25 protein-coding genes are annotated in these 25563 nt (G+C 60.0%); 13 read left to right on the top strand and 12 right to left on the bottom strand.

Annotated elements, in window-relative coordinates; translation table 11 throughout:
* Nucleotides 1-7: 7 nt before the first annotated feature.
* Entirely contained in the window at nt 8-301 is a 294-nt protein-coding gene (locus tag BM174_RS00285) for a DUF6476 family protein (protein ID WP_093921835.1), read from the bottom strand.
* Between BM174_RS00285 and BM174_RS00280 the strand changes: the two genes are divergently transcribed.
* From BM174_RS00280 to BM174_RS00260, 5 genes are all read left to right on the top strand, one after another.
* Nucleotides 300-1331, top strand: coding sequence for an RluA family pseudouridine synthase (locus BM174_RS00280; RefSeq protein WP_093921834.1), 1032 nt, complete (start codon nt 300-302; stop codon nt 1329-1331). The two genes, BM174_RS00285 and BM174_RS00280, sit on opposite strands and share 2 nt — an antisense overlap.
* Nucleotides 1332-1565: 234 nt before the next feature.
* Nucleotides 1566-2462 carry an RNA polymerase sigma factor RpoH gene (gene rpoH / locus BM174_RS00275; RefSeq protein ID WP_093921833.1) on the top strand — a complete coding sequence of 299 codons (897 nt, stop codon included), beginning with the start codon at nt 1566-1568 and terminating at the stop codon, nt 2460-2462.
* Between the two features lie 148 nt (nt 2463-2610).
* On the top strand, nt 2611-3165 hold the full coding sequence (locus BM174_RS00270) for a protein-tyrosine phosphatase family protein (RefSeq protein WP_093921832.1): 555 nt from the start codon (nt 2611-2613) through the stop codon (nt 3163-3165).
* 233 nt (nt 3166-3398) lie between these two features.
* Nucleotides 3399-3782, top strand: coding sequence for a hypothetical protein (locus BM174_RS00265; RefSeq protein WP_143092401.1), 384 nt, complete (start codon nt 3399-3401; stop codon nt 3780-3782).
* A gap of 138 nt (nt 3783-3920) precedes the next feature.
* Nucleotides 3921-4190: a DksA/TraR family C4-type zinc finger protein gene (locus tag BM174_RS00260; protein ID WP_093921830.1), complete on the top strand. Its 270-nt coding sequence runs from the start codon at nt 3921-3923 to the stop codon at nt 4188-4190.
* Here BM174_RS00260 and BM174_RS00255 read toward each other — a convergent pair whose 3' ends face one another.
* The 6 genes from BM174_RS00255 to BM174_RS00230 all read right to left on the bottom strand — a co-directional run bounded on the left by BM174_RS00255 (nt 4191) and on the right by BM174_RS00230 (nt 10222).
* Nucleotides 4191-4427, bottom strand: coding sequence for a hypothetical protein (locus BM174_RS00255; protein ID WP_093921829.1), 237 nt, complete (start codon nt 4425-4427; stop codon nt 4191-4193).
* Between the two features lie 24 nt (nt 4428-4451).
* Nucleotides 4452-6272: a M3 family oligoendopeptidase gene (locus BM174_RS00250; RefSeq protein WP_093921828.1), complete on the bottom strand. Its 1821-nt coding sequence runs from the start codon at nt 6270-6272 to the stop codon at nt 4452-4454.
* Between the two features lie 66 nt (nt 6273-6338).
* The gene (locus BM174_RS00245) at nt 6339-7937 is read right to left on the bottom strand and encodes an ATP-dependent DNA ligase (RefSeq protein ID WP_093921827.1); all 1599 of its coding nucleotides are present in this window, start codon (nt 7935-7937) and stop codon (nt 6339-6341) included.
* A complete protein-coding gene (locus tag BM174_RS00240; RefSeq protein ID WP_177209373.1) occupies nt 7934-8947 on the bottom strand; it encodes a ligase-associated DNA damage response exonuclease in 1014 nt (337 codons plus the stop codon). The genes BM174_RS00245 and BM174_RS00240 overlap by 4 nt, the downstream gene beginning before the upstream one ends.
* A gap of 37 nt (nt 8948-8984) precedes the next feature.
* A complete protein-coding gene (locus BM174_RS00235) occupies nt 8985-9932 on the bottom strand; it encodes an alpha/beta fold hydrolase (protein WP_093921825.1) in 948 nt (315 codons plus the stop codon).
* On the bottom strand, nt 9932-10222 hold the full coding sequence (locus tag BM174_RS00230) for an SCP2 sterol-binding domain-containing protein (protein WP_093921824.1): 291 nt from the start codon (nt 10220-10222) through the stop codon (nt 9932-9934). The genes BM174_RS00235 and BM174_RS00230 overlap by 1 nt, the downstream gene beginning before the upstream one ends.
* 74 nt (nt 10223-10296) lie before the next feature.
* Between BM174_RS00230 and BM174_RS00225 the strand changes: the two genes are divergently transcribed.
* From BM174_RS00225 to BM174_RS00205, 5 genes are all read left to right on the top strand, one after another.
* Nucleotides 10297-10854, top strand: a complete 558-nt coding sequence (locus tag BM174_RS00225; protein ID WP_093921823.1) for a tetratricopeptide repeat protein — start codon at nt 10297-10299, stop codon at nt 10852-10854.
* 21 nt (nt 10855-10875) lie between these two features.
* Nucleotides 10876-13854: a helicase-related protein gene (locus BM174_RS00220; protein ID WP_245766215.1), complete on the top strand. Its 2979-nt coding sequence runs from the start codon at nt 10876-10878 to the stop codon at nt 13852-13854.
* On the top strand, nt 13855-14244 hold the full coding sequence (locus tag BM174_RS00215) for an RNA-binding S4 domain-containing protein (protein ID WP_093921822.1): 390 nt from the start codon (nt 13855-13857) through the stop codon (nt 14242-14244).
* A gap of 57 nt (nt 14245-14301) precedes the next feature.
* Complete coding sequence (gene fdxA / locus BM174_RS00210; RefSeq protein WP_093921821.1) at nt 14302-14640, top strand: ferredoxin FdxA; 339 nt, start codon at nt 14302-14304, stop codon at nt 14638-14640.
* Between the two features lie 318 nt (nt 14641-14958).
* Entirely contained in the window at nt 14959-15471 is a 513-nt protein-coding gene (locus BM174_RS00205; RefSeq protein ID WP_093921820.1) for a CarD family transcriptional regulator, read from the top strand.
* A 78-nt stretch (nt 15472-15549) separates the two neighbouring features.
* Here the strand turns inward: BM174_RS00205 and BM174_RS00200 are convergent, their stop codons facing one another.
* Nucleotides 15550-16341, bottom strand: coding sequence for an adenosylcobinamide-GDP ribazoletransferase (locus tag BM174_RS00200; RefSeq protein WP_093921819.1), 792 nt, complete (start codon nt 16339-16341; stop codon nt 15550-15552).
* Between the two features lie 80 nt (nt 16342-16421).
* Between BM174_RS00200 and cobT the strand changes: the two genes are divergently transcribed.
* Nucleotides 16422-17435, top strand: a complete 1014-nt coding sequence (gene cobT, locus BM174_RS00195; RefSeq protein ID WP_093921818.1) for a nicotinate-nucleotide--dimethylbenzimidazole phosphoribosyltransferase — start codon at nt 16422-16424, stop codon at nt 17433-17435.
* 36 nt (nt 17436-17471) lie between these two features.
* On the opposite strand, the gene BM174_RS00190 is transcribed toward cobT, so the two are convergent.
* Together BM174_RS00190 and BM174_RS00185 are read right to left on the bottom strand one after the other, a co-directional pair.
* Nucleotides 17472-19385 (bottom strand): cation:proton antiporter domain-containing protein, encoded by a 1914-nt coding sequence (locus BM174_RS00190; protein ID WP_093921817.1) that lies wholly within the window; start codon nt 19383-19385, stop codon nt 17472-17474.
* Nucleotides 19386-19415: 30 nt separating this feature from the next.
* A complete protein-coding gene (locus tag BM174_RS00185) occupies nt 19416-19874 on the bottom strand; it encodes an Lrp/AsnC family transcriptional regulator (protein WP_093921816.1) in 459 nt (152 codons plus the stop codon).
* A gap of 134 nt (nt 19875-20008) precedes the next feature.
* On the opposite strand from BM174_RS00185, the gene hppD reads away from it, so the two are divergent.
* Nucleotides 20009-21103, top strand: coding sequence for a 4-hydroxyphenylpyruvate dioxygenase (hppD, locus tag BM174_RS00180; RefSeq protein ID WP_093921815.1), 1095 nt, complete (start codon nt 20009-20011; stop codon nt 21101-21103).
* Nucleotides 21104-21214: 111 nt separating this feature from the next.
* Here the strand turns inward: hppD and BM174_RS00175 are convergent, their stop codons facing one another.
* Nucleotides 21215-24094 (bottom strand): hypothetical protein, encoded by a 2880-nt coding sequence (locus tag BM174_RS00175; protein WP_093921814.1) that lies wholly within the window; start codon nt 24092-24094, stop codon nt 21215-21217.
* A gap of 169 nt (nt 24095-24263) precedes the next feature.
* On the opposite strand from BM174_RS00175, the gene BM174_RS00170 reads away from it, so the two are divergent.
* A complete protein-coding gene (locus BM174_RS00170; RefSeq protein WP_093921813.1) occupies nt 24264-24959 on the top strand; it encodes an SIMPL domain-containing protein in 696 nt (231 codons plus the stop codon).
* Nucleotides 24960-25027: 68 nt separating this feature from the next.
* Here the strand turns inward: BM174_RS00170 and BM174_RS00165 are convergent, their stop codons facing one another.
* A complete protein-coding gene (locus BM174_RS00165; RefSeq protein ID WP_093921812.1) occupies nt 25028-25519 on the bottom strand; it encodes a GNAT family N-acetyltransferase in 492 nt (163 codons plus the stop codon).
* Between the last annotated feature and the right edge of the window lie 44 nt (nt 25520-25563).

Below are 25563 nucleotides of genomic sequence, written 5' to 3'. Positions count from 1 at the left end.
GGGCGGGTCAGTCGATCTGCAAAGTCTGCCGCAGATTCCCGCTCAACCGGTCGAAAATCAGGATGCGATCGTCGGTAGTGACAACCGCATACCAGCCGTCGCCCATCGTGAAAGTCGCCGCCTCCGAGCCATCCGGTAGCGTAATACTGGCAGGCAATTCAGGCCCGCGACCAGACAGGCGCGTGACAAGCAGGCCAATCACCACTAGAACGCCGAAAATCATCACCACGGTCAACACCGTCACCAACCGTCGCAGGAACCGCAGATTTGCCGGTTCCGCAGTCTCCATCGGATCAGTCATGTCGCACCGCCTAATTACATTCATCATCGCGGACAGCCCGCCACCGCGTCTTGATAAGGCGCTGGCGCGGGATGTGCCAGAGGATGCGAACCTGTCGCGGACGCGGCTGATGAAGTTGCTTGAACAGGGTGCGGTCAAGGTTGCCGGACAGGTGGTGCGTGATCCGCGTGCGCGGGTGAATGAGGATGACCAGATCGATATCGAGGTGGAAGAAGCCGAAGAGAGCCATATTGGCGCCGAGGCCATTCCGCTTGAGATCGTGTTCGAAGATGATGATCTGGTCGTGGTGAATAAACCCTCGGGCATGGTGGTGCACCCCGCGCCGGGGTCGCCGTCAGGCACACTTGTTAATGCGCTCATGGCCCATTGCGGCGACAACCTGTCCGGCGTGGGCGGGGTCAAGCGGCCCGGTATCGTGCACCGGATTGATAAAGAAACTAGCGGCTTGCTGGTGGTGGCAAAGTCCGACGCGGCCCACCACGGGCTTGCGTCACAGTTTGAAAAGCACACCGTCGAGCGGTATTACCAATGTGTCGTCTACGGCGTGCCTGATGCCAATGATCCGCGTCTGCGCGGCATTCGCGGCGCGTCTTTTGAGCCGGGCAATATCCTCAAGATGACCACCCAACTTGCGCGCCACCGCACAGACCGGCAGCGGCAGGCGGTGTTGTTTCAAGGCGGGCGTCACGCCGTGACCCGCGCCCGCACAGTCGAGCGGTTTGGCACCCCCGCGGTTCTGGCGCTTATGGAATGCTGGCTCGAAACCGGACGCACGCACCAGATCAGGGTGCATATGGCCCATGCGGGCCACAGCCTCATCGGCGACCCGACCTATGGCGGGCGGCGCAAATTGCCGAAAGCGGCGCTGCCTCAGGCTGCTGCCGATGCGATCAGTGCGTTCTCGCGGCAAGCTTTACACGCTGCAGTTTTGGGTTTCGAGCATCCGGTAACGGGTGAGGCGATCCGCTTTGAAGCGCTTTTGCCGCAGGATATGGTCGATCTGCTGGATGTGCTACGCCTGCCTGTCTAGGCGATCCTCCGCCCGTGAGGGGCGAAGGGAGGAACGGCAACCATCCCGAAACGTTAATCTGACATGAAGTGCACAGGCGCGTGAACCTGCTGCAGGGGGAGTTCCCTGCGCAGGTCAGCTGTGCAAATGTGAACAGGAATGCGCGGCACCTTGTCTTGAAAAGACATGCCATGCTCTCCATATGCTATGTTAAGCCCATAAACATGGGCCCCGATAGAAGGGGAAAGGGACAAAATGGCCAATTACGCAAATCTTCCGGCACCGACGCCCGAGGGCGGTCTGAACCGGTATATGCAGGAAATTCGCAAGTTTCCTCTGCTGGAACCCGAAGAAGAGTACATGCTCGCCAAGCGGTGGGTCGAAGAACAAGACACTGAAGCTGCGCATAAGATGGTGACATCGCACCTGCGCCTCGCGGCAAAGATCGCCATGGGCTATCGCGGCTACGGGCTGCCACAGGCCGAGGTTATCTCGGAGGCGAATGTCGGATTGATGCAGGCCGTGAAGCGGTTTGATCCCGAAAAGGGCTTCCGCCTTGCGACCTATGCGATGTGGTGGATCCGTGCCTCGATCCAGGAATATATCCTGCGCTCGTGGTCCTTGGTGAAACTCGGCACGACAAGCGGCCAGAAAAAACTGTTTTTCAACCTGCGCAAAGCCAAAAACAAGATCGGCGCATTGGAAGAAGGCGATCTGCGCCCCGAGAATGTGACCACTATTGCCACGCAGCTTGGCGTGACCGAGGCGGAAGTGATCTCGATGAACCGGCGGATGTCGGGCGGGGATGCGTCCTTGAACGCGACTGTTGGCTCCGAAGGCGAGGGGACCATGCAGTGGCAGGATTGGCTGGAAGACAAGGATGCCGATCAAGCCGGTGACTATGCCGAGAAAGACGAGTTAGAGACCCGTCGCGAGATGTTGGCTGAAGCGTTGGACATATTGAATGACCGCGAGAAGGACATTCTGACCCAGCGTCGCCTGTCGGACGAGACCGTGACGCTCGAAGATCTTTCGGGCCAGTATGATGTGAGCCGCGAGCGCATTCGCCAGATTGAGGTGCGTGCGTTTGAAAAGCTGCAAAAGCGGATGCGCGATCTGGCGAAGGAAAAGGGCATGATGGCGTCAGCCTGAACCTAGGTTGCTTAAGCCAATTAAAAAGCCTCGCCGGTTTCGGCGGGGCTTTTTGCGTTATTGAGCTTCGCGCGGCGCAGATGAGCGATTGCCGCGCTGACGTGAGTGCGCGTATCAGATCGGACTGCCGATAGAATCAGGAGCTGTAATGCAGGCCGCCTTGCCGCCCACTTTCGACCGCGATGCGACGTCGATCCGCACGATGATACCTACCAAGCGCGGCGGTTACATCTCTACGGCGGGCTTTCCGGGGCTCAGATTACGAGCGGAGGGGACACCGTATATTGATCGGGAGAGATTGCACGAAACGCTCGTAACGCTGAGAAATACCGGTGCGCGGCGGCTCCTGGTGCTGCCCGAGGAAGCGGAACTGCCCGATGGGGCCTTTGCGTTAGTAAGGGCCGCGGCCGCAAGTCTGGCGATTGATGTGCAGTTTGCGGCGATTGCGGACTACTCGGTGCCCGAGGCCGCTTTCATGGCGGGGTGGCCGCAGCGCAAGGCGGCGTTTCTTGCAGCGCTCGTGGCAGGCGAGACCGTCGCGCTGTGCTGCCGACATGGGGCGGGGCGCAGCGGGATGATCGCAGCATTGCTTTTGATGGGCTGCGGTTTGCCGGCTTCCGAGGCGATCGGATTGGTCCGAAATCACTTCGATGAATCGATAGAAACTCAAGAACAGGAAGACTGGCTGAATGGTCAGAATTAGATGCAAACTCATTCGTCTGTAAGTTTGCGCGCGGAAATTTTAATAAAAACGCGAGAAAAGTTTCCTTTTGGTTGAATCGGCCAACTGTCGCCACCATCCCGCCTCATTCTTGCCTTATTTCGCCGCCACCAACTGAGGAACAGGTTGGCAAAAAGGCCGACGCGCAGAAGCGATAACGCAGTTACGAAGGGTCTAAGTATAAAGCCCAGTAAAGATTACGTTGAGGTAAAGATATGATGATGAATGAGAAAACGACTGAAAATGACGTGGCCTACGCTCCGATCACGTTGAGCATGAACGCGCCACACTCCACGCCCAGTGACCCAATTCCAATCGGACGCAAAGCCGCTCAGAGCGCTCCGTCTTTGCGGGTGTTGGATGCCGACATTCAGCAGGTCCACCATTGCCGCGATTTCTGCCGCATCGAAGCCTTTGTGACGGTGACATATCTCTCCCATCCAGCCCAGCCGCCACATACCGCGCGGGTATTGACCAGCGTGCCTCTGCTGGGCCACGGCCAGGACAACAACTTGCGCACACGGTTGATCGAGAGCGCTGTCCGGCTTTCGATCCTGTTAAACCGCACACATCGGAATGGCTTGTCGAAGGCCGCCTGAACACTGCCCCTTTTTCACGCTCAACTGCACCTTTCGGGGTGCATTTTTTTTGCGCACACCCTGCTTTGGGAAAACCGGATCGCCATGGGTGGTAAGGGGCCAAAGACACCCTACATAAAGTCAAATGGAGGGCTTAATATGGCTGGTGGATGGGCAAAGGATGGCGCGGTCTCGGAGCAGATCGAAGCATCAATCAACGACGAGTTGGCGCGGCTGAAAGCCCGCAAAACGCCAGTCGGTGAAAGCCGGACCCATTGTGCGGAGTGTGAAGAGCCGATCCCGCAGGCGCGGCGCGACGCATTGCCCGGCGTCAAGCTCTGCATTGACTGTGTGCGCGAACGTGACGGTCAGGCCCAGCAGCGCGGCGGCATCAACCGCCGCGGCTCCAAGGACAGCCAGCTTAAATAATCACTCCCGGTGGCGGTTCCGCCATCGGCGGAGCATCGGCTTGATATCAAGTGCAGCAACTGCGATCCCCAGCGGGATCATCCAAAAACCCAAAATGGGCAAGAACCCCAGCAGCCCGCCGCAGATCAGTACGATCCCCAAAAGCAGCCGCAAACCAAACGGCACCCGCAGCCGCACCCATGCCAAAAAGCGGTTCAGACGCTGCCGCCATGTTATCCGGGCAGGGCGCTTAGCCACGGGTCGGCCGCTGGGGTTGCGGTGTCACTCTTCCATCGCTTCGAGCTCGTCGATGAAGCCAGAGATCATCGACAGTCCCTTGTCCCAGAACGCAGGGTCAGAGGCATCCAGCCCGAAGGGGGCGAGCAGCTCCTTGTGGTGCTTCGAGCCACCAGCCTTGAGCATGTCGAAATACTTGTCCTCAAAGCCGGCTTCGCCCTGTTCGTAAACCGCATAGAGCGCGTTCACCAACCCGTCGCCAAAGGCATAGGCATAGACGTAGAAGGGCGAATGCACGAAGTGCGGGATATAGGCCCAGAAGGTCTCATACCCGTCCATATAGTCAAAGGCTGGCCCGAGCGATTCTGCCTGAACCGACATCCACAGCGCGTTGATGTCATCGGGCGTCAACTCGCCGCCACGGCGGGCGTCATGTAGCTTGCACTCGAAATCATAGAAGGCGATCTGGCGCACGACCGTGTTGATCATGTCCTCGACCTTGCCCGCGAGCAGCACCTTACGCTCTGTCTTGGTCTTGGCGTTCTCCAACATCTTGCGGAAGGTCAGCATCTCGCCAAAAACACTCGCGGTTTCGGCCAGCGTCAGCGGCGTGGAGGACAGCATTTCGCCCTGATCAGCAGCCAGCACTTGATGGACACCGTGGCCCAGCTCATGCGCCAGCGTCATCACGTCGCGCGGTTTGCCCAAGTAATTGAGCATCACATAGGGGTGCACGTTGGTGACGGTCGGGTGGGCAAAAGCACCGGGCGCTTTGCCAGGCTTCACGGCGGCATCAATCCAGCCATCGCTGAAGAACGGTTTCGCCAGCTCGCCCATGCGCGGATCAAAGGCGGTATAGGCGTCCATCACCATTGTTTCGGCCTGCGCCCAATCAACGATACGCGGGTCTTCCATCGGCAGGGGGGCGTTGCGGTCCCAGACCTGCATACGCTCCAGCCCCAGCCATTTACGCTTTAGCTCATAATAACGGTGGCTGAGCTTTGGATAGGCGTTAACCACAGCATTGCGCAGCGCCTCGACAACCTCGGGCTCGACCTGATTGGACAGATGGCGTCCGGTCTGTGGGGTCGGCATGCCGCGCCAGCGGTCGACGATCTCTTTTTCCTTCGCTTGGGTGTTGTGCACCCGCGCAAAGGTTTTGACGTTGCGGGTAAAGACATCGGCCAGTTCTTCGGCGGCGGCTTGGCGCTGTTCGCGGTCGGGGTCTGTCAACAGGTTCAGCGTACCTTCGATGCCCAGCGTTTCGCCGTTCACGTCAAACTCAAGCCCTGCGATGGTCTCGTCGAACATCCGCTCCCATGCGTCGCCCACCACGCCGAGATCGTGAAGGAACTTCTCCAGCTCGTCGGAAAGCTGGTGCGGCTTCATCGCGCGGATACGGTCAAAGACGGGTTTGTAGCGGGCCAGTTCGGCGCTTTGGGCAAAGAGGTTGTCGAGGTGGTCATCCTCGAGCCGGTTCAGTTCCAGCGTGAAGAATACCAGCGGCGTGGTGAAATTGGTGATTCTTTCCTGACAATCGGACAGGAACTTTGCACGCCCCGCGTCGGTGGTCAGCTGATAGTAGCGCAGTCCGGCAAAGGACATGATCCGCCCTGCGATCTGGTTGATCTTTTCGTTGCGCAGCACACAATTCAGAAACTCTGCGGCATCAATACCTGCCAGTTTGCCTTCGTAATCGGCGGCGAAGCTGGCACAGGCTTCCTCCAGCCAATCCAGATCACGCTTTAGCTCGGGCGCGTCTTCGGAGGTATAAAGGTCGCTCAGGTCCCATTCGGGCAGATTGCCAAGGTTTTTGGCGCCGGAACCGGCATTGGCATCGCGGACAGGAAAGGGGAGCTGGAACATGGCGGTACCTCGTTTAATGCGTTTGCCCATACCTATGCGCGGTGGCGGGCGGGGACAAGCAGCGCGTCAGCCGTAAAGCGCCAGCATGTCTTTGAGATCGTCCAGCGTGTTAGCTTCCTGCAAGGGTTTGTCCTTGCGCCAGCGCAACATGCGCGGAAACCGCAGGGCAACGCCGGATTTATGGCGCGGGCTGGGCTGGATGCCCTCGAAGGCGATCTCGAACACATGATGCGGGGTGACCTTGCGCACCGGACCAAAGCGTTCGAGCGTGTTTTTGCGCACCCAAGCGGTGATTTGGCGGAATTCAGCGTCAGTCAGGCCGGAGTAAGCCTTGGTGAAGGGCACAAGGTCATTGCCGTTCCAGACCGCAAAGGTGAAGTCGGTGAACAGGTTCGCGCGCCTGCCGGAGCCGGATTGCGCATAGATCATCACCGCGTCGATGGTCAGCGGATCAAGCTTCCATTTCCACCAATCGCCCTTCTTGCGCCCCGCCAGATAGGGGCTGTCGCCGCGTTTGAGCATCAAGCCTTCGGCGTTCGCGTCACGGGCGTTCTCGCGCAGGATGCCAAGCTGCGACCAGTCCGTGAACTGGTGTTGTGGCGACAACCTGACCGGCGCCTCAGGCGGCAGATCGGCACAGGCGGCCTCCAGCAAGGCGCGACGCTCGGCGAAGGGGCGATGGCGGATGTCCTCTCCCTGCCATTCCAGCAGGTCGTAGGCATGCAGCACCACGGGCGCCTCTTGCAGCAGCTTTTTCGGCACTGTCTTGCGGCCGATGCGGGCTTGCAGTTTGTTGAACGAAGACGGCAGCGGCGCGTCCTGCGGCCAGACCAGCAATTCACCGTCGAGTACGGTACCCGAGGGCAGGTGATCAATCGCGCGGGCCAGTTCTGGGAAGCGGTCTGTCATCAACTCTTCGCCGCGTGACCAGACGAAATACTCGCCGTCGCGCAGGATCAACTGGCCGCGAATTCCGTCCCACTTCCACTCGGCGCGCCAGTCAGCGGGCGGGCCAAGATCCTCCGGTGCGGCTTCAAGTGCATAGGCGAGGTAGAAGGGGTAGGGGCGCGAGGCATCGGCGGAGGCGTCTTCTGCCTCGATCAGGCTGTGCCATGTGACATCGTCGGGGTGCCAGTTGCCCATCAACCGGTGCGCCAGTTCCGGCTCCGGCTTGCCGGTGGCTTGGGCCAAGGCGCGGGTCATCAGCTTTTGGCTGATCCCGATGCGAAAGCCGCCGGTGATCAGCTTGTTGAACAAGAACCGTTCGGACCCACCCAGATGCTGCCATGCCTCCAGCACGAAAGCCTTACGGGCAGGCTCATCAACCTCGGCCAAGCCGCGCAAGGCATTGATCCAGTCCGCGAGACTCCGGCTGTCGTCAGACGGGTTGGGCGGGAGTACCAGCGCGATGGTTTCGGCCAGGTCGCCGACGATGGCATAGCTTTCCTCGAACAGCCACAAGGGCACGCCCGAAGCCTCGGACGCCCATTCGCGCAAGCGGGTTGTAGTGACGGCACGTTTCGGACGGCGGCCAGAGAATAGCGCGATGGTCCACAGCCGGTCCTGCTCGGCGGCATTGCTAAAATAGTCAGCCAGCGCTGCGACTTTGACGGTGGTTTTGTTGCTTTGGTCAATGGCGGTGAATAGCTCGGCAAACTGTTTCATGCGGCGTCATCCGCATCTAGGGTTTCGCCTTCGAATTGGGTTGGTACGACCTGCGCGTTCCAACCGTTGTCGTTGAGGTACCGGCTGAAGATGTCCGTGTAACCATGGGTGACATATATATTTTCTGCACCCGTCTCGTTGATCGCCCAGAGCAATCCTTGCCAGTCAGCGTGGTCGGAGATGACAAATCCACGATCCCCTGCGCGGCGTCTGCGCACCCCGCGCATCGCCATCCAACCAGAGGCAAAGGCACTCTCGTGCGCGCCGAAACGCCGCGACCACTGGCTGCCCAAGGCACCGGGGGGCGCGATGACCAAGGCACCTGCATGGTCCTTGGGGTTTAGGTCGGGGGTGACATGGATTGTGTCTGGCAGGGTGATGCCTTGGGCGCGCAATACCGCATTGGTATTTTCAACCGCACCGTGGGTCAGGATTGGACCGATATCGGGGTCGAGCATGGTGATCAACCGTTGCGCCTTGCCCAGCGAATAGGCCCCGAGGAAAGCAGTCTTGCCCGCAGCCGCGCAACCGGCCCACCACGCGTTAAGCTCAGCCGCAACCTGTGCCTGATCGGCCCAGCGAAAGACTGGCAGGCCAAAAGTGCTCTCGGTAATGAAATGGTGGCACTTGACCGGCGTGAACGGCTCCGAGAGGCCATCGTCAATTACCTTATAATCGCCCGATGCCACCCAAACCTCGCCGCCCACCTCGACCCGGATCTGCGCCGAGCCGGGCACGTGGCCCGCGGGATGAAACGACACTGTCGCCCCACCGATTTGGCGCTTTTCGCCGTAGGCGATGCCTTCGGCAGTGATGTCGCCCAACCGGTGGCGGATCACCGGGAGAGCCGCGTCGGTCGCCAGATACCGCCCCATGCCTGATCGCGAATGGTCAGCGTGGCCATGGGTGATCAAGGCACGGTCCACAGGGCGCCACGGATCGATATAAAAATCGCCCGCCGCGCAATAGATGCCGTTTTCATTGAAGGTCAGGACTGGTTCATGCGTCATGGCCAAGAATATAGGCGGCGCAGGGCGGTTGGACAGGTTAGTTTGTCACCGTGCCCAAAAACAGCTTTTCCAGCGCGTCGAATATCGGACGGCGCAAGGCGTCTTGTTCCAGCAGCACCTCATGCTCGCCACTGGGGATAATTCCGAGCCGCCCGCCCGCCCATTTGCCCATGCGGCTTTGGATGCGGGTCATATCGACGATACGTTCGTTGCTGCCAACAAAGGTCACGCAGGGCAGGTTCGGCGCGGCGCGACTGGCAAGATGGGCGGTTTCGGCCAGAGCCTCACCCAGCCAGACATAGCTTGGCCCGCCAAGCCCCAGTTCGGGGTGGGCGGTAACCTGATCGCGCATCATGCTGTACATCTGTGTGTCGGTGGTCAGCATGTTGTTTTCAAAGGGTTCCGTGACCGGATAGGGTTGGATTTTGGTGCCGGGCGGCAGGCTGAGGCCGCGGCCTACGTGCGGCATCAGCCGGGTTAAGGCCCATGCCAGTTGTCGCAGGTGCGGGGCCATGCGAATGCCCCACATCGGGCCCGAGAAAGCGGCGGCCTTGACCGGCAGCCCTTCCATCACCGCGCGCAATCCGATCGCGCCCCCCATCGAGTGCGCGAGCAAAAAGAAGGGCCGCGGCAGACCCAATTCACGCGCCGCACGCACCATCGCGCCAACGTCTTTCTGATAGTCCTGAAACAGATCGACATGGCCGATCAGCGGGTTTTCGGTCAACCGGTCTGACAGGCCCTGACCGCGCCAGTCCACCGCAAAGGTGGCAAGGCCGCGTGCGGCAAGCTCGGCGGCGCAAAACCCATATTTCTCAATATATTCCGTGCGGCCCGGGAACAAAAGGACCGTGCCTTTTGCCCCCTTGGGTTGCCAGTGCCCCACCCTGATCCGCTTGCCATCCGATGTTTGTAGCCAATAGGCGGCACCGTCCTCGGGGCCAGGCTTGATATCGGTGAAAAGGGGGGCGGGGCTGATCTGCATCAGGCCAAAGCGGCGGCCAGTTTCATCGCCATCCCCATATCGCCGTCCACGGACAGCTTGCCGCTCATGAACGCGGCGGTAGGGTTGGTCTCGCCTTCGAGGATCGAACGGAATGTGTCGGCATCGGCGCTGAGCGTCACATCGGCAGGCTCGTCACCGGCACGCGCACCTGCGTCGTCCATCATGATGCAGCCTTCGCCGGCAATATCGAATTTGGCTGTGCCGCCAATGTCGTTGCCTTGCAGTTTTTCATTCAGCACAACTACAGCTTCGTTCACAATGTCGCTCATCTTGAGTCCTTTTTGGCATTTCGGCTGCAACACGTCTGGAAATGCGGCGGCAGCCTGTTACATTCACTGTTGTTATGCGCAAGTTACCCGTCAACCTCAAACGTCACCTTACGGCACTTGGTCCCCTTGTGTTGCTCGGTGGCATGGCGACAGCCGACCCTGCGCCGCCGCAGTTGCTGGAGCAGTTGCGCAATGCGCCGCAGGGGGAGGCGGCCAAGGTGGCCCGCGAGGTCGAGAATCTGTGGTCGCGGTCCGGGTCGGCAGCGATGGATTTGCTGCTGCAGCGGGGACGTGACGCGCTGGATGCGGGGAATTTCCCGCTGGCGATTGATCACCTTACGGCGCTGACAGACCACGCGCCTGATTTCGCCGAAGGCTTTCATGCGCGGGCACAGGCCTATTATCGCAAAGGGCTTTACGGTCCTGCAATGGATGATCTGGAGCGTGCACTTGCCCTGAACCCCGATAATTATAACGCGATCTTCGGTTTTGCCGTGATGGTGCAGGAATTCGGTAACCTGCCGCTGGCAGAACGGCTGTACCAAAAGGTGCTGGCCCTGTACCCGATGCATGAAAACGCCGCCCAAGCGCTTGATGTGCTGAAGCGGGACGGAATTGGGCGCGAGCTTTAAGATATTTGACGGGAGTTCCGTGTGAAAAGTGACGCGCGTGTCGTGGCTGTTTTAGGCCCGACAAATACTGGCAAGACCACCTATGCGATTGAACGTATGCTGGCGCATCGCACAGGGGTGATCGGTCTGCCGCTGCGCTTGCTGGCGCGTGAGGTCTATGACCGGATCGTTGATCTGCGCGGGCCGTCGGTGGTGGCTTTGGTCACGGGCGAGGAGCGGATCGTACCGCCGCGTACCCAGTATTGGGTTTGTACCGTTGAGGCGATGCCGGAGGGGATGGGCGTCGATTTTCTTGCAATAGACGAGATCCAGCTTTGCGCTGATCCCGAGCGCGGCCATGTCTTTACCGACCGTCTTTTACGCAGTCGCGGGCTGCATGAAACGCAGTTTCTAGGCTCGGATACGATGCGCGGAACGATCGCGGCTCTGGTTCCGAACGTCCAGTTCATGCGCCGCGAACGCATGAGCGAATTGATCTATTCAGGTCAGAAAAAGATAAGCCGGATGCGTCCGCGCAGTGCAATAGTCGGGTTTTCGGTTGAGAATGTATATGCCATCGCCGAGCTGATCCGCCGCCAGAAGGGCGGTGCCGCCGTGGTTATGGGGGCGCTGAGCCCGCGCACCCGCAATGCGCAGGTGGCGATGTACCAAAACGGCGAGGTTGACTATCTTGTCGCCACCGATGCCATCGGTATGGGGCTCAATCTCGATGTCGATCACGTCGCATTCTCGGCCACATCCAAGTTTGACGGGCGGCGGATGCGCCCCTTGGCGCCCAACGAGCTGGCGCAGATCGCGGGACGGGCAGGGCGCGGATTTAAGTCCGGCACATTCGGCGTCACGGGCGATACCGCGCCGCTGGATGATCAGGTGGCCCGCGCGATCATGGACCATTCCTTCACGCCCCAGAACAAGATCAACTGGCGCAATCACGCGCTGCAATTTGGCAGCATCGACCGTCTGATCTCGACCCTCGAGATGCCCCCCGATGATGAGCGATTGGTCCGCGCGCGAGAGGCCGACGATCTGCGCGCGCTCAAGTCGCTGGCGCAGGTAGACGAGGTTTTTGCTCGCGCCAGTGACGGCCCATCGGTCAAGTTGCTGTGGGATGTTTGCCGGATTCCCGACTTTCGTGGTATCAGTAATTCCGAACATGCGGGGCTGTTGGAGACGATATTTAACTACCTGCATCAGTCAGGGAACCTGCCTGATGACTGGTTGGCGCGACAAATAAAGCGCATTGATCGAACCGATGGCGACATTGATGCGTTGTCTAAACGATTGGCCTTTATCCGGACGTGGACCTATGTCGCGCAGCGCAAAGGTTGGACAAGGGACGAAAGCCATTGGCGCGGTGCAACCCGTGTCGTAGAAGACCGCTTGTCAGACGCTCTACACGAACGTCTGACACAAAGATTTGTAGATCGGCGCACATCCGTACTTTTGCGCCGGCTTGGACAGAAGGAAGCCATGGTGGCCGAAGTGAATGATACCGGTGAAGTCACCGTTGAAGGTGAATACGTAGGCAAGCTGGACGGGTTCCGTTTCCGCGCGGATAAGGGTGCAGGCGCCGCCGAGGACCGCACGATTAAATCTGCGGCCTTACAGGCGCTGGCCCCCCAGTTCCATTTGCGGGCCGACAGGTTCTATAACGCACCCGACACCGAAATCGACTTTACCGAACAGGGCGGGTTGATGTGGGGCAAGTCTGCGGTTGGCAAATTGTCGACAGGCAGTGACCCGCTAAAGCCGCAGGTTGATGTTTTCGTTGATGATGTTGCAGGCCCCGAAGTCGCGGAGAAGGTCAAACGCCGGCTCCAGCACTTCGTGGACCGAAAGATTGCCGCCTTGTTCGAGCCGCTGCTGGCGCTTGGCAAAGACGATAGCCTCAATGGTATAGCCAAGGGCTTTGCTTTCCGGATGATCGAGAGCTTTGGCATTTTGCCACGGGCGCAGGTTGCAGATGATGTGAAGGCGCTGGATCAGGAAGCACGGGGCGCGCTGCGCAAGCACGGGCTGCGTTTTGGCCAGTTTACCGTGTTCATGCCTTTGCTGCTGAAGCCTGCGCCAACGCGATTGCGTTTGGTGCTGTGGTCGCTGTCACAAGGTCTGTCGGAGTTCCCCGAATCGCCGCCCCCGGGCCTGGTGACCATTCCTGTGGATGCAGGTGCGCCCGCCGGTGCCGACACGATGTCGGGCTACCGCAACGCGGGCACCCGTGCGATCCGCATCGATATGCTGGAGCGTCTGGCCGATATGCTGCGCACAGAAGATTCGCGTGGCGGGTTTGAAGCCAAGGCCGATATGCTGTCGATCACCGGCATGACGCTGGAGCAGTTTGCCGACCTGATGCAAGGCTTGGGCTATAAAGCCGAAAAAGCCGAGCGCACCAAGGTGAAGCCTGTCGACACCACGATGCCCCATGACGGTACCTTTGAGGCAATGGCCCCTGAGGCGGATGCAGTGGTCGCCGAGAAGACGCTCGACGACACGCCAGAAGCAGATGCGGATCGTCCGATCATGGATATTGCGGCAGAGCAGCCCGCAGGCGGTATCATCGAACAGCCCTCAGCGCCCGAAGCGGATGACACGTCTGCCGAAGTGGCAGCGATCGTCGACGAAGGTTTGGCGCCGATTGCCGAGGAACTTGAGGCTGATCCCGAAGTGGACGATCATATCCCTGATATGTCGGAAACCGAGACGCCCCAAGGCACGGCAGCCGATGCCGATATTGCCGGAGCCGAAGTGGAGAGCTTTTACACCTTCACCTGGGCCCGCCCTGCACGCAGCAACCAGCCCGCACGCGGGCGCGGTGGCGAGCGTCCCGCAGGTCAAGGCAAAGGCAAACCGCAAGGCAAGGGCCGCAAAGGTGCACCGCGCGGTGGCGACAAGTCGGACAAGCCGCAAAAATTCTCGGCCCAGCCGCCCCGTCGGGAAAAGCAGATTGATCCCGACAACCCCTTTGCCGCAGCCCTGATGGGGTTGAAGGATGGCAAATAAGTGAGCGCGGAACCTGCTGCCAAATTACGGGTCGACAAATGGCTCTGGCATGCACGGTTTTTCAAGACAAGGTCGCTGGCCGCCGCACGTGTGCAGGCCGGCGACATCCGCATCAACGGCACCCTCACCTCAAAACGCGCCGCGACCATCGGAGCAGGGGACGTCCTGACCTTTGCGCTTGGCGATCATATTCGCGTGATCCGGCTGGTTGGTATTGGGGTGCGGCGCGGTCCGGCGGCTGAGGCACAGGCCCTATACGAAGATCTGTCCCCGCCACAGCCGCGCGACAAGGACAAACCACCGGAGAATCCCGCGTTTGAAGGAAAGGGTCGCCCGACAAAACGTGACCGCAGGCAGCTTGATCTTTCCAAGGCGCGGCACCTTGAATGATCCTGCACCCTGAATTAGCTAGACGGTAAGCGCACCGGATAGATTGAAGAACCCTGCATGACATATATCGTAAATGACGCCTGCATTGCCTGCAAATACACCGACTGTGTCGAGGTATGCCCAGTAGATTGCTTCTATGAAGGCGAAAACATGCTGGTCATCCATCCGGATGAATGTATCGATTGTGGCGTCTGCGAGCCCGAGTGCCCTGCCGACGCGATCCGCCCTGATACCGAGCCGGAAGCCGAGAAATGGGTTGAATTCAACCGCAAGTATTCCGAGCTTTGGCCTGTTATTATCACCAAAAAAGACCCCCTGCCTGAAGCTGAAGAGCGCGATGGCGAGGGCGGCAAGCTGGAGAAATATTTCTCCGAAGCGCCGGGCGAGGGCGGCTGAGGCGCCGAATCACTGTGATTCGGGTCAAGAAGGCTGTTCTTGCGGCTGTAAACGGCTGATAACTAAGATTGTTGATTGCAGTGACGCTGCGGCAGCTTTCAGTGGGGCCGATTCTGTGGTATAGTAGGGCAAGCCTGATCCAAACGGACCATCACACGACATGGGAAACCATCAACCAAGCTGCATAGGTTGACGCCGATAATCTAACCCGAAGTGCCGGACGCGGTCGCCCTTGACCGCTGCCCGCAGTTGTCTGTGCCGTTTGTATCAATGCATGACATCAAGAGCGGGAGCCCCCGCGCGTATAGGAGCCTGTACATGACTAAGTCGAAAAAGCTTGAATTCCGCCCTAACGAGTTCGTCGTTTATCCCGCGCACGGCGTGGGTCAAATTGTTTCGGTTGAAGAGCAGGAAGTCGCTGGCATTACGCTGGAACTCTTCGTGATTTCTTTCGAAAAAGACAAGATGACCCTGCGGGTGCCAACCCACAAGGCCACCGAGATTGGCATGCGCGCTCTATCGAGCCCTGACGTGATTACCCATGCGATGAAAACCCTTAGAGGTAAAGCCAAGGTCAAACGGGCCATGTGGTCGCGCCGCGCACAGGAATATGAACAAAAGATCAATTCCGGCGATCTGATTGCCATTGCCGAAGTGGTCCGCGATCTGCACCGCACCGATGACCAACGCGAGCAGAGCTATTCCGAGCGTCAGCTTTATGAAGCAGCGCTTGAGCGTCTGACCCGCGAAGTTGCCGCTGTTGGTGGGGGTGACGAGTTGGCCGCTGCCAAGCAGGTCGGTGATGTGCTGGAAAGCCGCGTCGCCGCCTGATCTGGCTGCAAGTGAGTTCCAATGGCCGTCCCTTCGGGGGCGGCCTTTTGCTTTTTGCGCTGGCTGAAGTACCCAAGTCTACCCGATCATCGTGGTCAGTGTGACCAAAACCGCCAGATCGACCAATTGCTGGATTGCCCCCAACACATCACCGGTCTGCCCGCCGATTTTACGTCGTGCAATCTGTGCTGAGCCAAAGGCAACTGCCGCTGCTATTGCCAAGAGCCAGAAAAAACCCAGTCCTGCAACCCAGAGAGAAATCAGCACAGCGAGCACGATTGCGCCACCCGTGGCGGCTTGGTCGGGCCGTCCGGTCAGCCGCGACAGGCCGACAGCGCGGGCGTTTGGCAGGTGGTACATCACCCATACCATCGCGGCGCGGGATATAACGGCAGCGCCCAGCAACCCGATCCCCAGTGCGCCTTGTTCGATCAGCAAGGTCAGCACCATCCAGCGCAGCCCCAGCGACAAGGCCAAACCGATCACGCCGTAAGTGCCGATCTGGCTGTCTTTCATGATTTCCAACCGCCTGTCACGATCCCAACCGCCCCAAAATCCATCAGCGCAATCGGCCAGCCCGTCTTCGTGCATCGCGCCGGTAAGCAAAATCATCGTCGCCATGACGAAAAGTGCCGCCACCGGCGGCGCGACCGAGAGCGCGGCCAGCACCGAGCCGAACGCGACTGCAACCAGCCCGACCGCAAACCCCGCCACCGGATAGGCCCAAGCCGCCGCTGCCATTGCCCGCCCGTCCGGGGAAGTATTGGTATCTACGGGCAAAGGCAGGCGGGTCAGCAGGCCAAGCGCTGTCAACAAATCCTGCGGACGATAGGCCGCGGCCAGTCTGCTGATGTCGCTTCTGTCAATCATTCCGACTTTCCTGCCCTTTTCGTCTGTCCAACCTAAGGCTAGACACGAAACAACCTCAAACTGCAAATCGAGCTTTCCCCATGTCCCACAGCTTTGCCACCCTCGCGGCGTTTCGTGCGCTCCTTGCCAGCCAGCCTGCGGTCGACGTTGCCGCGCAGGATGCCGCAGCAGCGCGGGACGGGCAGTTGACCAAACCCCCCGGTGCCTTGGGGCGGCTGGAGGACCTTGCGATCTGGTATCGCGGTTGGCGTGGTGGTGCGGCCAACGAGATTTCGGCCCCGCAGGTGATTGTATTCGCTGGCAATCACGGGGTCGCGGCACGCGGCGTCTCGGCGTTCCAGGCGGAAGTCACCGCGCAGATGGTGATGAACTTCCAGACCGGCGGTGCGGCAATCAACCAGATTGCCCGCTCGGTCGGTGCGTCGCTGGACGTGGTCTCGCTCGATCTGGATGCGCCCACCGAAGATTTTACCAAGGCCCCTGCGATGGACGAGGAAGCCTTCGTGGCCGCCCTGCAATCGGGCTGGGATGCGGTGGACCCGCAAGCGGATTTGCTGGTCGTCGGTGAGATGGGCATCGCCAATACCACCTCGGCGGCAGCATTGGCCTGTGCGTTGTTGGGTGGGGAAGCTGCGGATTGGACGGGCCGTGGTACGGGCGTCGATGATGCGGGCCTATCGCTAAAAACCCGCGTTGTCGCCGAGGCCGTGGCATTGCATGGCGGTCAGGGCGACGGGCTTGAAACCCTGCGCCGTCTTGGCGGGCGGGAGCTGGCCGGCATGGTCGGGGCAATTGCGCGGGCGCGGGCACTGCGTATTCCGGTGATCCTCGACGGGTTTATCTGCTGTGCGGCGGCCCTTTGCCTCGCACAGAGCCATGCAGGCGCGCTTGATCACGCGGTCGCGGGACACCTGAGCGCTGAGGGCGGCCACGCCCGCTTGTTGGAGGCTTTAGGCAAGGCACCGCTCTTGCAGCTTGGCCTACGTTTAGGCGAAGCCTCGGGCGGGGCGCTGGCGATTGGGGTGCTCAAGGGCGCTGTGGCCTGCCACGTCGGGATGGCGACCTTTGCCGAGGCTGGTGTCAGCGATACCTGACACACTGCACGCGATTGATGTGCACCCGACCGGGTATCAGGCGCGTTTCTTATCGTCCTCGTCGCCACGATTGAGAAAGGCGGTTTCGAGGTCTTTCTGCAATTCCTTGGCACGTGCCACATAGGCCTTGTTCTCGGACGGCGGCACGTCAGGACGCCAGAGCGCTGCCAACTCACGGACCGAGGCGCGGTCGTGGGTGTAAAACAACTTTTGCGCTTCCGAGGCTTCGTACTCAGACAACCCCATATTCTCCAGCACATAGCGGCCCGCACGCAGGCTGCTGTCAAACATCTCGCGCACGATGTCATTGGCGCCTGCCTGATACTGGCGGTAGACGTCCGTCCGGTCATGGGCGCGGGTGACGATATGCAGATCGGGGCGCTGTTTGCGGGCATAGGCGATCAGCTGTAGCGCTGATTTGGGATCATCCAAGGCCACCACCAGTACGCGGGCGTTTTTAAGCCCGGCTTTACGCAGGATATCGGGCCGTGTCGGATCGCCGAGAAAAGCTTTGAAGCCAAAACGGCGCATCACCGCGATGGTTTCTGGGTTCACGTCCAAGACAACAGTGCGAAAGCCGCTGGCCTGTACAATGCGGTTCACGATCTGGCCAAAACGGCCCACACCCGCGATGATCACCGGACCTTCTTCGTCGATCTCGTCGGGTGTTATTACGCCGCTTTCCTCCATCCGCGTGCTGATCGTGTCATAGAGGATGAACAGAAGCGGGGTGATCAGCATCGACAGCGCAATCACCAGCAACAGGGTTTCGGCGATTTCATTGGGGATCACGCCGGTGGTCACCGAAAAGCTGACCAGCACGAAACCGAATTCACCGGCCTGCGCCAGCGCCAGCGCAAACAGCCACCTGTCGCGGCCGCGCATCTTAAATATCCAGCCCAGTCCATAAAGGATCAACCCCTTCACCACGATGACCAGCACCGCAATGCCGGGGATGATCACGGGCTTGGAGACCAAAAGCTCGAAGTTGATGCCTGCGCCCACGGTGATGAAGAACAGCCCCAAAAGCAGGCCCTTGAAGGGCTCAAGGTCGGTCTCAAGCTCGTGGCGAAATTCTGAGCTGGCGAGAACCACACCCGCGAGAAACGCCCCAAGTGCAGGCGACAACCCGACGAGCATCATCAGGAATGAAATGCCGACGACGATCAGCAATGCCAGCGCGGTATACATCTCGCGCAGGTTGGCGGAATGGATAAACCGGAATACAGGGCGGGTGAAGAACACGCCGACAAAGATAATCGCGGCAATCGCGCCCAGCGTCGCGAGTGTAATTCCCCAACCGGGCAAGCCCTGAACATAGCTGAAGGCGGCATGTGCGGCATCGGAGCCGTGGCCTGCCTCGGCGACGCCATGAGCACTTTCCACCGTTTCAGCATCCAGCGAGATTGATCCGTCCGGCAACATGCCCATCGGCACTGCAATGGCCAGCAGCGGCAGAAACGCGAGGATCGGGATCACCGCGATATCCTGTGTGAGCAGCACCGAAAACACCGAGCGCCCGCCGCCAGTCTGCATCAGCCCCTTTTCCGACAGGGTTTGCAGCACGATCGCGGTCGAAGACAGCGACAGGGTCAGGCCGATCGCCAAGGCGACGCTCCACGGTTGCTGATAGGCCATGGCAATCGCCATCAGCGCCGCTGTGGAGAGCACAACCTGCAAGCCGCCCAAGCCCAGCAATCGGTGCCGCATGTCCCACAGGGCGCGGGGCTCAAGCTCCAGCCCGATGAGAAACAGCATCATCACCACGCCAAACTCGGCAAAGTGCTGCAAGTCCTTGGTTTCCGAGCCGACCAGCCCCAGCACCGGACCAATCATGATCCCCGCAGCCAGATAACCCAGCACCGACCCCAGCCCCAATCGGGCGGCAATAGGCACCGCGATCACCGCAGCGGCGAGGTAGATGGTGGCTTGGAACAGGAAACCTTCCATGTCGGTCCTTTCGGGGGCGGCCCCAGTGTCTTAGGTGGGCAGCGGCCCGTCGGGTTTCAGTTGGTCCATCACAATCTGGCTGTGCACGCGCGAAACGGCAGGGTGGCGCAGGAGGACCTCGTGGATCAGGGTGTTCAGACTTGGTAGATCGCTACAATAGACCCTCAGCAGATAATCCGCATCCCCGGTCATCGTCCAGGCGCTGACTATTTCAGCCCGCGTGGCGAGAAGCCGCGCAAAACTGGCAGAGTGCTCCGGCCCGTGGGTGCCGAGATGGACCTGCACAAAGCCTTGTACATTCAGCCCCAACCGCACCGGATCAAGCCGCGCGACGTATCCGCGAATATAGCCGTGCTCCTCCAGCCGCTGGCGTCTGCGCCCCGCTTGCGAGGCCGACATATTCAACCGCTCGCCCAATTCTTGGGCGGTCAGATGTGCGTCCTTCTGGAGCGCTGTCAGCAGGCGCGTGTCGGTTTCGTCCAATGGCATGCGTAAACTCCGCGTCTAATTCGATGATTGTGCGGTAATTTTGCGAAAATGGCTAGGTGCTTGCAGGAGAAAGCGCAAAACCTGCGCATTTTCTTGGATATATTTCCACCAATTGCTTAAAAAGGAGACCGCCCATGGGTCCGTTCCCACATGACGCCGCCAAAACTGTGATTTCGTCCGATAACCCTGCCGGAACCGACGGGTTCGAGTTTGTAGAATTCGCCAGCCCCGATCCACAGGAATTGCGCGATGTGTTTACCCGCATGGGATATGTCCATGTGGCCAATCACAAAACCCAAAAGATCGAGCTGTGGCAGCAGGGCGACATCACCTATGTACTGAACGCCGATCCCGACAGTTTCGCCGCAAAGTTCGTGCAGGAACACGGCCCCTGTGCGCCGTCGATGGGCTGGCGTGTGGTCGATGCAGCGAAAGCGTTGGAACACGCGGTCTCGAAGGGGGCGGAAGAGTACACAGGCGACGGCAAGGTGCTGGATGTGCCCGCGATCATGGGCATCGGCGGGTCATTGATCTATTTCGTCGATCAATATTATGACACGTCACCCTATAACTGGGAGTACGACTGGATCGCGCAATCCAAGCCTGAAGGTGTCGGATTTTACTATCTCGATCACCTCACCCACAATGTGTTTAAGGGCAACATGGATCTGTGGTTCAGGTTCTACGGCGACCTGTTCAACTTCCGCGAAATCCGGTTTTTCGACATTCAGGGCAAGTTCACCGGCCTGACCAGCCGTGCGCTAACTTCGCCTTGTGGACGGATCCGCATCCCGATCAACGAAGATCGCGACGAGAAGGGCCAGATCGTTGCCTATCTCAAGAAATATAACGGCGAGGGCATCCAGCACATCGCGGTCGGGGCGCGCAACGTTTACGACGCCACCGACGCGATTGCTGAAAATGGCCTGAAGTTCATGCCGGGCCCCCCCGAGACCTACTACAAGATGAGCCGCGACCGTGTCACCGGCCATACCGAGCCGCTGGAGCGGATGATGAAGCACGGCATTCTGATTGACGGCGAAGGTGTGGTAGATGGCGGCGAAACCCGTATTTTGTTGCAAATCTTCTCGAAAACCGTGATCGGGCCGATCTTTTTCGAATTTATTGAACGCAAAGGCGATGATGGTTTTGGCGAGGGCAACTTCAAAGCGCTGTTTGAGAGCATCGAGCAGGAGCAGATCGACAGTGGTGAACTCGCTGAAAGCTAATGCGATTATATAAACTGTGATGAAGGGGGCGGGATGACTGCCCCCTTTTTTACGTGGCGGGGGCAAAAGCCGCAGGTGTGCGTAGCTGCCGCGCTGGCTGTCGGTTGAGTATTAAGTGTTTGGCATCTTCAGGACGACATTGCGCCCGCCTTTGGAATAGCGCAATTCGCTGTCGCCGATGGCCGACACGCGCCCCCCGTCGATTTTGTCGCCAACAACCAGTTTTTGATAGCGGCCATTGCCAAGCCGGACCAGCGCGCGGCGCTCGGAGGGTTTGCCATAGACGCCGATCAGGTTGATCTTGCGCAGGTTGATCGCATTACTTGTGGTCGCCTGTTTGGCCACCGAAGTTTTAGAGGGGATCGAAGGCTGCACCACCCGTGGCGCTACGGCGGCCGCGCTGGCGACAACTGTTTCCTCACGCGGCGCGAGTTTTTCGGCGCGTTTGACCAAGCGGCCAAAGTTGCGTGGGCGGGTATCGGGGCGCACCGAAGAGGCGACTGCGAATTTAGTGGCATCTGCCCCCACTGTCGGGACGACCTCAGGTTCCGGCACTACCGGCGGGCTGAGCAGGGCTGCGGCGACGGCTGCACGGGTGTCCTGCGCCGACACAACTGCGGCTTGTTCTACCTTTTCGGCGTTTAGCGCCTCCTGCGCGGCCTCTTGCAAAGATTTGGCGCGCAAAGCTGGACGGAAATCGGCCAATTCGCTGCGGGTCAATCCGTCAAGCTGGGAGCGCTCCGTGGTTTCCTCAAGATCTTCGGGCCTTGTTTTCGGGCGAAAAGCGGCAAGCGCCGATTGCTCTGCCGCGACCGATGTTTCCTGTGGCACCGCTTGGAACCGTGCCATGGTCGCTGGCGGCACTTTTTCAGGGCGACCAAGGTAAACGGTGACGCCATCGGGACTGATGGCGCCTTGGGCCGTCGGGATCACCATGCCGTCGGGGCCAAGCGCGAAATTCGTACCCGCAGCTGCAGGCGAGCTCAGCGAAGCCAGCAGCAGATCGGAGGCAAAGCTTTCCGCCGCAGGCAAGGCGACGGCATCGGTGGAGGTGCTAACCGGATCAATCGAGGTCAGATAAAGGTCTTCGATATCAATCAGCCCCGCAGGTTCGGGCGGGACGCTGGGCGCGTACATCCAGATGCCGGTCGCGGCATATTTAGCGTCGATCTCGGCTTCTGTCGGGGGTGTATCTGGCTCGGGCAGGACAGGTTCGCTCAAAGCATCCAGTATCGCGCCGTCTTCGTCGCTCAGTCCCGGTTCGAGCGAGGCAGTCTCGACTGTTGCTACGGGGTTCTCAGGAGCGGGTTGGGGAACCAGAGCAGCCTGTGGCGCAATAGCCGCGTCTTCGGATGTCGGAGCCGTCACCGTTTTGGGAGCGCGATCCCCGAAGAGACGCGAAATGCCGCGCCCGTCATCGAGAAATACCGAGGCCCATGCTGCGACGCCAGCCAGAAAGACCAAAAGCGCCAAGGTCAGCATCAGCCCGAGGAAACGCGGCTTTCCTCCGATGCCAGCGCTGCGGCGGGCCCCGAAAACAGTCATCCGCTCTGCTTCGCTGGCGCGGGCGGCGGCACGGCCTGTCGGTGCGGATTGCTCGGCTTTGCGGGGCTGGGTACCTGCTGCTTTGAGTTTGCGGCGGCTCAGGAAACCTGCCTTAGCGGCGGGGGCAGGGCTTTCGGTTGAGGCGGTTGGAGGCGTGTTGCTGCTCTGCGCCTTGCTGGCAGACAAGGCAACAGCCGGTACCGGACGGACCGCATCGGGCACAACCGGTTTTGCAGCACCCAAGGCCGGGGCATTCTCTGCCCCGCGACGGCTGATGAAACCGGTGGAGATCGCCAGTGGATCGACATTCGCCGTCGCAGGCTTTGAGGCGGCGACAGCGGGCGCGCTGGGTTTGCTTGCGTTGCCCGCACGGTTTGCCGCGCCCAGAGACGGTTTTACCGGTGGGCTTTGGGGGGCAGGCGGCTTAGCCGCTGGATGGGTGGGGGGGAGTTGCGGGCCGTTGCGCAGCGCGACACCGACGGGCTGCGATGCCGTTGCGGCGCGGGTTTCGGGCGCGGGTGGTGTTGGGCTCTCCAGCGGCGGCGACTTTGGCTGCGGCGCGACAGGGGAAGGCACTTCGGCGGGCGGCGCAACCGGATCAGGCTCCGCTGGTTGTGGCGCTTCTTGCGGGGTCGGCGCCGGCGTCGGGTCTGCGGGAACCTCGGGCGTTTTTTTGGGCGCTGCCGGTGGCGTCGGATCTGTCGGCTGCGGCAGTTCGTCCGGTACAGAATCGGGCGTCGGGTCCGCAGGGATTGGTGCGTTCGCAGGCTCGGGTATTTCAATTGGCGCGGATGCTGGAGGCTCATCCGGCGCAGCCATAGCCGCCGCCACGACGGTCCCAGACGCCTTGTCAGCTCCTTCTTGCCGCGCTGGAGCGGTGTCATGATCGGCGGTTTTGCTATCGCCGACGACAACCACTGCGACACTGTCGGGCTCGACCTTCTCGCCCGATTCCAGCAGGGTCCCCGAGGTTTCGGTCAAGCCAAAGAACGGCTCGCCGACAAATGTCTCATCCTCGGGCATGGCAGCAAAGCTGACGGGGTGGAAACGGTGCTCGACCGCAAAGGCTTCGGCCTCTTCCAGCGTCTCGCGGGCGACGGCGGCGATATGCGTGCGCGGCCCCTCGGTGCTGATGTCAAACACCAACTCGGAGACGGCATAGGGGGTCGCCCCCGCCAATGCTTCGGTAGCCGCCGCGCGGCGTTTAGGCTGCTCAGCGCCGGGTGTCTGGATGGTGAGGTATTTGATTTGTCCGTTCGGGATCAGTATCTTGGAGCGCACTCCGCCGGGTTCGAGAGAGGTTGCTGTCTTGCGCAGCATGGCCAGTTCGGCGGCCATATCCTCGGCTTCAAGGGCGACCTCACCGACAAGGCGCCAGCCACCAGCGGTGCGGTGTAGCAGCCGGATGCCATCGAACGACAGGGAAAGAGCAAAATTTGGCTTCATTGCGATAGCTTAACTCAGTTCAAAATCAGGGGAAATGCACATGCACGTTTGGTTAAGAATAGCGCGGTAGTTTGCTCAAGGAAAGGGGAGCACCCAAAGTCCGGCTTGCGCGGCGCAGGGCACTACGCGAAGATATGCCCATGCATCGAATGTATGGAGGTATTCCGCGATGAAATTGCTGAATTTGGCGCTGGCATTTTGCCTTGGCGTCGCAAGTAGCGTGGCCGCAGATATGCCCGAACAGGGCGTCGTGGTAACGGGGGAGGGCACCTATGCGGCTGTGCCCGATATGGCGATGATCACACTTGGGGTGCGCGAGACGGCGCCCAGTGCGCGTGACGCGATGTTGCAGGTTTCCGGCGCAGTGGCTGCGATCCTCGTGAAGCTGGACGAACTCGGCGTGGCGGATATTGACCGGCAAACCAGTCAATTTTACCTTAACCCTGTCTATGACCCTCGCCCCATTGATACCGACAAAGCGCCGCAGGTCATAAGCTATGAGGCAGGCAATTCGGTGACCGTGCGGGTGCGGAACCTCGCGACACTCGGCACAATGATGGATGCCGTGTTGGAGATCGGGGCCAATAATTTCAACGGGTTAAGCTTTGGCCTCAAGGACGATTCTGTGGCGCTGGCCACGGCCCGTGCGCTGGCTGTCGCCGATGCGCGGTTGCGGGCGGAGCAGTTGGCGCAGGCCGCCTCCATAAAGCTCGGCCAGATCCAGCGCATGACCGAAAGCAGTATGGGTGCGCAGCCCAAAGGCATGGAAATGGCCCAGATGCGCAGCGTGATGAGTGATGCCGTCGCGGGTGGTGAGGTAGATGTGCGCGCGCAGGTTACGATCGTTTATGCGATCGCGCCCTAAGCAGCAGTTTCTTGATTTGAAAAATTAGCTCATCTGAGTGACCGCTGGTATGCCAGATAACCGGACGGTCACTCAGCACTCAGACGCATCAAAATTTCATCATGGAAAGACCCATTTGCAAACAGCGCTTCGGAATCCACAGCCCATTCAACAAAGCCAGCGCGCTGGTAAAGGCGACGCGCCGCCTCATTTGTAGAAACGACAGAAAGATGGATTGTGCGACAACTCGGAGTGGCTTCTGCAATTGCTGTTTTTAGCAACTCAGAGGACAACCCCGTTCCACGCGCCTGCGGGCGGACATACATTCCCCAGATCGTGGCGATGTGCCGGACTTTCTCAGACTGCCCCATCATTACGCCGATCATACCGTCTAGCGCGTGACCGTCGCAAGATCCGCCAATGACCACGCCAGCAGAAAGTCTTTGCGATACCAGCGAGAGCGGCAGGGCGACTTCATCTTCATAAGATGCACCAAAGGCTTCTGGATGGTGTTTGAGCCCCTCAAGCCTAAGGGCTTGGAACTCGGCCGCGTCTTCTCCGGAAAGTCGTCGGACTAACATTTTGCATATACCTCGCTTTAGCGCTGTCTTGCTGGTTGTTGCAT

Origin of the sequence: Sulfitobacter brevis, assembly GCF_900112755.1 — a bacterium.
GTDB classification, from domain to species: domain Bacteria; phylum Pseudomonadota; class Alphaproteobacteria; order Rhodobacterales; family Rhodobacteraceae; genus Sulfitobacter; species Sulfitobacter brevis.
The sequence above is the reverse complement of the archived record's forward strand: the minus strand, read 5'-3'. Positions and strand labels throughout refer to the sequence as shown.